At 58.4% G+C, this 2298-nt stretch carries 3 protein-coding genes; all 3 read left to right on the plus strand.

Features of this window, described 5'->3' with window-relative positions; genetic code table 11:
• Nucleotides 1–404 precede the first annotated feature (404 nt).
• The 3 genes from N2315_09005 to N2315_09015 are packed head-to-tail and all read left to right on the plus strand — an operon-like array spanning nucleotide 405 to nucleotide 2171.
• Nucleotides 405–893, plus strand: a complete 489-nt coding sequence (locus tag N2315_09005) for a MarR family transcriptional regulator (protein ID MCX7829312.1) — start codon at nucleotides 405–407, stop codon at nucleotides 891–893.
• Nucleotides 883–1695: an arsenite methyltransferase gene (arsM, locus tag N2315_09010; protein ID MCX7829313.1), complete on the plus strand. Its 813-nt coding sequence runs from the start codon at nucleotides 883–885 to the stop codon at nucleotides 1693–1695. Before N2315_09005 ends, arsM begins: the two co-directional genes overlap by 11 nt.
• A complete protein-coding gene (locus N2315_09015; GenBank protein ID MCX7829314.1) occupies nucleotides 1692–2171 on the plus strand; it encodes a GNAT family N-acetyltransferase in 480 nt (159 codons plus the stop codon). The genes arsM and N2315_09015 overlap by 4 nt, the downstream gene beginning before the upstream one ends.
• Nucleotides 2172–2298 lie beyond the last annotated feature (127 nt).

The following is a 2298-nucleotide window of genomic DNA, read 5'->3' on the forward strand; positions in this document are numbered from 1 at the left end:
GAGTTGAGGAGAAAACTGGACGCGGCATTGGAGGAGCTGGGAAAATGCGGGGCAGAAAAAAGAAAACAGGGATCCCACAAAAAGATCCCTGCCTTCGTTTAGATTTTTACATGAGGCAACCCGTCTCGTTCGTTTAGATTCTTAAGAGAGGCAACATGGCGTGAAGTATCAGGGTTCGTGGGGTCTTCTTGGGTTTTCGGCGGGAGGGGCGCCTTTATTTGCAAGATGCCAGGTGGCTTGTTCGTTAAATAAACAAATAAAACGATCTGTATTGCAATTTTATTAAGGCATTTATTTTGAAGGAGTTGGATTTGTTGACAAACCATCCACCCCCTTGACGGGGCCTGGTAAATTAGGTGTAATATAAAACAGTTGGTTTTTGCAACTAATGGGGGTGCTTGATATTGAACCCGGATGATTCGGATGTAAGGCGGAAGGCGGCGGCCTTGAGGATGGCCCTTAAGGGGTTGGTCCGGTGTCTTGGCCTCCTGGACAGGGACGGGGCTTGCTGTGGAGGGGTAACCTTGGCCCAGTGCCACGTGCTTGGGGAGATCGCGGACTCCGGCGGGCTTTCGTTGGTGGAGCTGTCCCGAAGGCTTGGGCTGCACAAGAGCACCGTGAGCAGGACCGTAGATCCGCTGGTGCGAATGGGGTTGGTGGTTCAGGAGAGGGATCCAGTGGACAGGAAGCGGTATGTTCTGTCCCTCACGCCTAAGGGGGAGGAGGTGGAAGGGCGCATATCCGCCGTGATGGAGCTTAGGTGCATTCGGATACTTGAGGCCCTTGACCCAGCATCCCATGACAAGGTGGTTTCCGGGGTGGAGGAGCTGCTCGTGGGGCTTAGAAAGGCCCTTGAGAAGGAAGAAGGGGAGTGTGATTGTGTTGACCTTTAGTGATTTTTCTTCCCATGGGGCAGACGAGATAAGGGAGAAGGTGCGGAAGAGGTACGCGGAAAACTTGGTTTCCCGAAGCTGCTGTTGCGGCTGCGGCTGCGGAGGCCTGGAGGCCATAACCGAGGGCAACTACGGCGAAGAGCACATGTCCGCGGTGCCCCGGGGGGCGGAGCACGTGTCCTTTGGATGCGGCAACCCGGTGGAGCACGCTGATCTCATGCCCGGGGAGCGGGTGCTGGACCTTGGGTGCGGAACCGGGCTTGACGCCATGCTGGCGGCGGTGGCGGTGGGGCCTGAGGGCTCCGTGGTGGGGCTTGACATGACGCCCCAGATGATAGAAAGGGCCCGATCCAACCGCATTGCCTGGGGGCTTGACAACGTGGAGTTCCTCCTGGGGGAGATGGAGCGCATACCCCTGCCGGACCTATCGGTTGACGTGGTCATCTCCAACTGCGTGATCAACCTTTCCCCTTCGAAGGAGGCGGTTTTTGCCGAGTCCTTCCGGGTCCTCAAGGAAGGTGGCCGTTTCGTGGCCGCCGACGTGGTGGCCCTGCGGCCGGTCCTCCCTGGGCTTAAGCGGAACTTTGAGGCCTTCAGCGGATGCCTTGCGGGGGCCCTTTCGCCGGAGGAGTTCCGCTCGATGCTGCTTGACGCGGGGTTTTCCTCCGTGGAGGTGAAGATCCTAAAGACCTACCGCTTCTTAGGGGAAGAGGCCCAACGGCTCTTTGGGGCCGAGGCGGAAGGGCTGGACCGGGCCTTCGGAAGCGCGGTGGTGTGGGCTCGGAAGGGGGAGGCCCGTTGAGCGCTGGGCTTCCTTCCAATAGGTTTTTGCCCCCCTTGGGTGATGTGCTGTTCTCCATGTTAAAGGATTCCGCCGTGGAGGCGGGGGAGCTCTTAATGCTCTTAAGGTCCCGCGATCTCACCGACCGGGGGCTCGAGGGCCACCTTGAGCATATGATAGCGGCGCTTAGGGGAGGGCGGCTCATAGGCGCCGTGGGGGCAGTTCCCTTTAGCTCCTGGGGCATGATAAGGTCCCTGTGCGTCCTTCCGGATTTTGAAGGCCTTGGGATTGGCGGAGAGCTGCTTGGGCTTGCGGAGGAGCGGCTGCGTGAACAGGGGGCGTCTTCTGCGTGGCTTATGACCAGCGGGGCGGAGGGGTATTTCATCTTAAGGGGATATGAACGGGCCTTACAGGTTCCAAGCCACGTGGCCCACGCCATGGAGGTCTTGGGCTGCCCTTCCTGCGCCGCAACCATGTTCAAGGACCTGAGTCTTTAGGCGCAGCTTTGCGGAAGGCCCAGGGGGGCTTAAGAATTCTGAGGGCCTAATCCCCATGTTGCCTCTCTTAAGAATCTAAACGAACGAGACGGGTTGCCTCATGTAAAAATCTAAACGAAGGCAGGGA

It is taken from the genome of Thermanaerothrix sp. (genome assembly GCA_026417795.1).
GTDB lineage: Bacteria > Synergistota > Synergistia > Synergistales > Synergistaceae > Thermanaerovibrio.